The following is a 6520-nucleotide window of genomic DNA, read 5'->3' on the forward strand; positions in this document are numbered from 1 at the left end:
CTCGTCGGCAACGCCGCGCAGGCCGGCGCCGCACCCGCCACCGCGGTCGCGCTCGCCGCGGGGGCGCTGCTGCCGGCCGGCGCGCTCGTCGCGCTCGTGCTCACCGACTGGACCACCGCGGTGGCGTTCGCTGTCGGGATGCCACTGCTCGCCCTGCTGCTGCGGCTGTTCGTACGGGCCTCCGGCGACAGCAGCGAGCGGTATCTGGCCGCGCAAGGGCTGATCGCCGGACGGCTCGTCGAGGCGGTACGGGGAGCCCGTACCGTGGCCGCCGCGGACACCCGGGACCGTGAAGCCGCCCGTATCCTCGCGCCGTTGCCCGAGCTGCGCCGCCAAGGGCTGCGGATGTGGCGCGTCCAGGGGCGCTCCACCGCGCAGGCCGCGACGCTGCTTCCGCTGCTCCAGCTCAGTGTGCTCGCCGTCGCGGGGCTCCGGGTCGCGGCCGGCGAGCTGAGCGTGGGCGGGCTGTTCGCGGCGTGGCGCTATGCGGTGCTCGCGACCGGGATCGGGGCGTTCGTGGGGCAGTTGAACGCGCTGGTGCGGGCCCGGCGGGCGGCGGGCCGGCTCCAGGAGGTACTCGATCTGCCGGCCCTGCAGTATGGATCTTCACAACTCCCGTCTGGTACAGGGCAGTTGGAGTTCAGGGATGCGGTCGCACGGCATGGCGGCCGCACTGTCCTGAACGTGCCCGTGCTCCGCCTGCCCGGTGGCTCGGTCACCGCCGTCGTGGGGCGCTCCGGCAGCGGCAAATCTTCGCTCGCCGCGCTCGCCGGACGCCTCGAGGATCCGTCCGCGGGGAGTGTGCTGCTCGACGGCGTCCCCCTGTCCGAGCTCACCCACACCGCCCTGCGTACGGCGGTCACGCAGGCGTTCGCCCGCCCCGAACTGGTCGGGGCCACCGTGCACGACACGATCGCGCTCGGGGTGCGCGATCCCGGTGAGGCCCGGGTCGTGCAGGCCGCGCGCGAAGCCTGTGCGCACGCCTTCGTGCGCCGGCTGCCCGCGGGCTACGCCACGCCCTGTCCTTCGGCCCCGCTCTCCGGCGGCGAGCGCCAACGCCTGGGCCTGGCCCGCGCGTTCACCCACCCCGGCCGCCTCCTCATCCTCGACGACGCGCTCTCCGGTCTCGACTCGGCCACGACGGCCCGCGTCTCGGACGTCCTCTTCCGGCCGTCCCCGTCCCACGCCCGCCTGGTGGTGGCCCACCGCCCGGAAACGGCCGCCCGCGCGGACCGGGTCGTGTGGCTGGAGGAGGGCCGGGTGAGGGCGGTGGGTCCGCATGCCGAGCTATGGAGGGATCCGGCGTACCGGGAGGTGTTCGGGGGTGGGGAGTAGGCGGTGGGGGGTTCGAAGGTCGCGGGCGGAGACGGCCGAGGCACCGGGCGAGGGCGCGCCGGGGGAGGAGCGGCGGGCTCGTGGCGGGGCGGCGAAGGTGGCGGGCCGAGGGGCGGCGGAGGATGCGGGGGCGTCGGTGGAGAGCGGACAGGCCGACGGCAAGGGCGCGTTCGCGGGTGGCGCGAACGAGACAGCCGTCCCGTTGAGGGAGGCCCCTGCCGGGCAGCTACCGACCGCGAGGCGCGCTGTTGCCGAGCCCACCGAGCCCGAGCCCTCAGCCCTCGCCCTCTCCGAGCCCACCGAGCCCGAGCCCTCAGCCCTCGCCCTCTCCGAGCCCACCGAGCCCGAGCCTCCCGCCCGCGACTCCTTAGCCCTCGCCTCCTCCGAGCCCGAGCCTGAGTCCACCGATCCTGAGCCCTCAGCCCTCGCCCTCTCCGAGCCCAAGCCCACCAAGCCCAAGCCCAAGCCTGAACCCTCCACCGAGCCACCCCACACCAGCCGCACCGCCACCCCCCGACGCTCCCCCCGAACCTCCTCCAGCCTCACCCGCTCAGCAACCCGTTACCTCGCCGCCCACCCCCGCGACCTCGCCCTCCTCACCCTCTGGTCACTGCTCGAAGCCGGGCAGACATGGCTGCTCGGGTACGCGCTGGCGCGAGCGCTGGACGACGGGTTTCTCGCGAGGGCCAACGGGACCGGACTCGGCTGGCTCGCGGTGGCCGCCGGGGCCGTGGGGGTCGCCGCGTACGGGACCGGGCGGGTGTACCGGTGCGTTGCCGCCCTGGTCGAGCCCGCCCGTGACGCGCTCGTGCGCCGGGTCGTACGGCGCGCCCTCGACGACCCCGACGACGCCGCCGTCTCCCGGCTCACCCATCAGGTCGAGATCGCCAGGGACACCCTCGCCGGCCTGATCCTCGTGCTGCGGTCCTTCGTGTTCACCGCGATCGGCGCGCTCGTCGGCCTGTTCGTCCTCGCGCCGCAGCTGCTCCTCGTCGTGGCGCCCCCACTGCTTGCCGGGCTCGTCCTGTTCGCCGCGACCCTGCGCCCCCTGGCCCACCGCCAGGAACGGTTTCTCGCCGCGGACGAAGCCGTGGCCGGTGAACTCGGCCGCGCGGTGGGCGGGTTGCGGGACATCCGCGCGGCCGGCGCCGAGCGCCGGGTCGCCGCCGCGGCCGCCGTCCCCGTGGACGCCGAGCGCGCGGCCGCCGAGTCCGTGGCCCGCTGGGCCGGGGTCCGGGTGCTCTCGGTCTCCGTCGGCGGACGGCTGCCCGTCCTGCTGCTCCTGGTCACCGCACCCTGGCTGCTCCGGCAGGGCGTGACCCCGGGCGCCCTGGCCGGCGCCCTCGTCTACCTCACCCAGTCCCTCCTGCCGGCTCTGCAGAGCCTGATGGAAGGCCTCGGCACCACCGGCTCCCGGCTCTTCGTCGTCCTGCGCCGCCTGCTCGCCGAGCCCGCCGGAGCGCAGCCGGTACGGGTCGCGGCGCCCCCGGACCCGTATGCCGTCAGCCTGAGCCAGGTCACCTTCGCGTACGGGCCGCACGCCGAGCCCGTCCTGAACGGGCTCGACCTCGATGTCCCCGCCGGCACGCACCTCGCGATCACGGGACCGAGCGGCAGCGGCAAGTCCACGCTCACGGCCCTGATCGCGGGACTGCTCGCTCCCGGCGGGGGAGAGGTGCGGGCCGTCTCCGACCGGGTGCTCGTGCCCCAGGAGGCGTATGTCTTCTCCGGGACCGTACGGGAGAACCTCATCTATCTGTGCCCGCGGCCGCCCGGCGACGCGGAGACCATGGCCGCCATCGAGCGGATCGGCGCGGCCGAACTCATCGACCGCATGGGCGGGTTGGACGCGAAGGCCGATCCGGCGGCCCTCTCCGCGGGCGAGCGCCAGCTGCTCGCTCTGGTCCGCGCGTATCTGGCCCCCGGTCGCCTGATCCTCCTCGACGAGGCGGCCGGCGAGCTCGACCCGGCCGCCGAACTCCGCGCCGAGCGCGCCTTCCGCCGGCGCCCGGACACCACCCTCGTGGTCGTAGCCCACCGAGCGGGTGCGACCGCACGAGCGGACCTCGTCCTCGAACTCGACGGCACCGAAGCCGAGTTGACCCGCCCGGACGGCAGCGGCCGCCTCCGCCGCCCGGACGGCAGCGGCGGCCGCTCAGACCCAGCCCTCCCCCTGTGAGATCCGGATCGCGTCGACCCGGTTGCGGGCCCCCGTCTTCCGAGTGATCGCCGCCATGTAATTGCGGACCGTCCCACGGGACAGATGCAGACTCAGGGCGATCTCCGCGATCGAAGCCCCGCGCGCCGCAAGCGAAAGCACGCTCAACTCCCGCTGCGTCAGCGGCATTTCCGCGGCCTTGAGAAAGCCGAAGCCCAACGTCTCGTCGACGAACCGTTTCCCCGCGGTGACCTCGCGGATCGCCCTGACCAGTTGGTCGGGCGTGCTCGCCTTGTCCACATAGCCGGCCGCCTGCGCCTCGGCCGCACGGCGCAGCAGACCAGGGCGCTCAGCACTCGCGAGCACCAGGAGCCGGCAGGTCGCAGGTCTGCCGGCCTGCTCGCACAGATCGGCCAGCGGCGCGATCCCGTACGAGTCCGAGCAGTCGAGATCCGCCACGCACACGTCGGGCCGCGCGGTACGCGCCCGCGCCGCGGCGCCCGGCCACGCCGTATGGACCACCTCCAAGTCGGTTTCGCGGTCGAGGTGTTCGGCGAGCGCCGACCGCAGCAGACAGGTGTCGTGCACCAGAAGTACCCGGATCACGTTGTCGCCCCTCCAGCTCCCCGCACACCGGTTGCTTCCTGCAGAGCCTGCGAGCAATCCCCGCCTGCACGGCTTCGGGCGAACGGCGGGGGTTTGCTCGCAGGCTCTCAGCGCGCAAACCATTGAACCGGCGCGATCCCCGGTGCGGGGGCGGAGAACCGGCCAAGCGGGAGCACGGGGGCGCACACGCAGGTTCGTGCGACCTGCCGTGCGACCGGCGCATGCGCATCGCGGAACGGTCGCCGGATGTCCATGCGTCCGTCACTCCATGGCAGCCGGGCGTGCTTTGCGCAGGTGATCGGCGAAGGTGTGGAGGAGCGGCACCGAACGTGCGGCTCAGAGTCCCCGTCGCGCCTTGCCCGCCTTGACCGGACCCGCCGGCTCCTCGTCCATCGTCAGATCGATCAGCTTGCAGACCGTCTCGATGTCGATCTTGACCTGGGCGATCGAGGCCCGGCCCGAGAGCCAGGTGATGAGGGCCGAGTGCCAGGTGTGCTCGATGACCCGGACCGCCGAGAGCTGCTGCGGGGTGGGGTCGTCGAGGCCCATCGCGTCCAGGATGATCGCCGTCGTCAGACGGGAGACGGTGTCCACCTCAGGGCTCACCGACCGGTCCGCGAAGGTCAGGGCGCGGACCATCGCGTCGGCCAGATGAGGCTCGCGCTGCATCGCGCGGAACGCGCGCATCAGGGTCTCCGCGACGCGGTCGGCCGCCGTGTCACCGGCCGGCGGGCGCTTGCGGATCGTGCCGTGCATGTGCTGGAGCTGGTCCTGCATGGTCGCGACGAGCAGGTGCACCTTGGACGGGAAGTAGCGGTAGAGCGTGCCGAGGGCCACCTGTGAGGACTCGGCGACCTCGCGCATCTGCACGGCGTCGAAACCACCCCGGCTGGCCAGCTGCGCGCTCGCGTGCAGAATGCGGCGACGGCGCGCTTCCTGACGCTCTGTCAGAGCTGGAGTCGCCGGATCCGATTCCTTGGCTTCCGCTGTCATGTGTCCCGTTCCGCGTTCCATATCCGGCTGGGTGGGGGAGCCCCGAGGGGGCCACAGCATGGCAGGGGCTCGGTCGTGGCGCGAATCACCTGATCCAGGCCTTCCGGTCTGCTTACCTGCCGGTAAATTCGATGCTCTTCAAGCGATCAAGTCTGAAACTTGTTCTAGGTTAGCGTCCCGGCGTAATCTCGCGGGCAATGCAGTCAGAAGGGGGCCGTGAGTGACCGCTGAGGCCATGGAGGCGGGTCCCGCGGGCCCTGATGCGGCCATACGTACCGTCGGCGGCCGGCCACCGGCCGGTGAGCGCGCGGACGGCGGCGAGCGGCCGCTGAGGATCGCGCTCCTCACGTACAAAGGGAACCCGTTCTGCGGCGGCCAGGGCGTTTACGTCCGCCATCTGTCGCGCGAGCTCGCCCGGCTCGGCCATGACGTCGAGGTCATCGGAGCGCAGCCGTATCCCGTGCTCGACGAGGTCGACGGCGGCACCGGCCGCGTATCGCTGACCGAGCTGGCCTCCCTCGACCTCTACCGCTCGCCCGACCCCTTCCGCAGGCCGAAGCGCGACGAGTACCGCGACTGGATCGACGTCGTGGAGGTCGGCACGATGTTCACCGGCGGCTTCCCCGAACCGCTCACGTTCTCGCTGCGGGCCCGGCGCCATCTCGCCGCGCGGCGCGGGGACTTCGACGTCATCCACGACAACCAGACGCTCGGATACGGCCTGCTCGGCGGCCCGGGCGCGATCGGCGCCCCGCTCGTCACGACGATCCACCACCCGATCACCGTCGACCGGCAGCTGGAGCTCGACGCCGCCGAGGGCTGGCGCGAGCGGGCCGGCAAGCGCCGCTGGTACGGCTTCACACGGATGCAGAAGCGCGTCGCGCGGCGGCTGCCGTCGGTGCTGACCGTCTCCGGGACCTCGCGCGACGAGATCGTCGAGCATCTCGGGGTGCGCGGCGACCGTATCCACGTGGTGCACATCGGCGCCGACACAGAGCTCTTCTCGCCCGATCCGAGGGTGCCCGAGGTGCCCGGGCGGATCGTGACGACGTCCAGCGCGGACGTCCCGCTCAAGGGGCTCGTGTACCTGGTCGAGGCGCTGGCCAAGGTGCGGACCGAGACACCGCAAGCGCATCTTGTCGTCGTCGGCAAACGGCCCGAGCACGGGCCTGTCGCCAAGGCGATCGCCCGATACGGGCTCGAGGACGCGGTCGAGTTCGTCAAGGGCATCTCCGACCAGGAGCTCGTCGACCTCGTGCGGTCGGCCCAGGTCGCCTGCGTGCCTTCCCTGTACGAGGGGTTCTCGCTGCCGGCCGCCGAGGCCATGGCCACGGCCACGCCGCTGCTCGCCACCACGGGTGGCGCGATTCCCGAGGTCGCCGGGCGCGACGGCGAGACCTGCCTCGCCGTGCCCACCGGGGACGCCGG

5 protein-coding genes are annotated in these 6520 nt (G+C 73.0%); 3 read left to right on the top strand and 2 right to left on the bottom strand.

The window, feature by feature from the left end:
- Positions 1 to 1335 (top strand): ABC transporter ATP-binding protein (locus tag ABT367_RS40100; protein ID WP_352258755.1); only part of this gene is annotated, 1335 nt, incomplete at its 5' end.
- A gap of 136 nt (positions 1336 to 1471) precedes the next feature.
- Positions 1472 to 3514 carry an ATP-binding cassette domain-containing protein gene (locus tag ABT367_RS40105; RefSeq protein WP_352258757.1) on the top strand — a complete coding sequence of 681 codons (2043 nt, stop codon included), beginning with the start codon at positions 1472 to 1474 and terminating at the stop codon, positions 3512 to 3514.
- Here ABT367_RS40105 and ABT367_RS40110 read toward each other — a convergent pair.
- Both ABT367_RS40110 and ABT367_RS40115 read right to left on the bottom strand, forming a co-directional pair.
- Entirely contained in the window at positions 3491 to 4099 is a 609-nt protein-coding gene (locus ABT367_RS40110) for a response regulator transcription factor (RefSeq protein ID WP_352258759.1), read from the bottom strand. The genes ABT367_RS40105 and ABT367_RS40110 overlap by 24 nt on opposite strands.
- A 336-nt stretch (positions 4100 to 4435) precedes the next feature.
- A complete protein-coding gene (locus ABT367_RS40115; protein ID WP_352258760.1) occupies positions 4436 to 5092 on the bottom strand; it encodes a TetR family transcriptional regulator in 657 nt (218 codons plus the stop codon).
- A 220-nt stretch (positions 5093 to 5312) separates the two neighbouring features.
- Here ABT367_RS40115 and ABT367_RS40120 point away from each other — a divergent pair.
- Positions 5313 to 6520 (top strand): glycosyltransferase family 4 protein (locus tag ABT367_RS40120; RefSeq protein WP_352258762.1); only part of this gene is annotated, 1208 nt, incomplete at its 3' end.

The organism is Streptomyces mesophilus, from assembly GCF_040300965.1.
Lineage (GTDB): Bacteria > Actinomycetota > Actinomycetes > Streptomycetales > Streptomycetaceae > Streptomyces > Streptomyces mesophilus_A.

Coding starts and splice junctions, on each gene's coding strand:
- ABT367_RS40115 (WP_352258760.1), bottom strand. CDS start 5,092: ATGACAGCGGAAGCCAAGGAATCGGATCCGGCGACTCCAGCTCTGACA.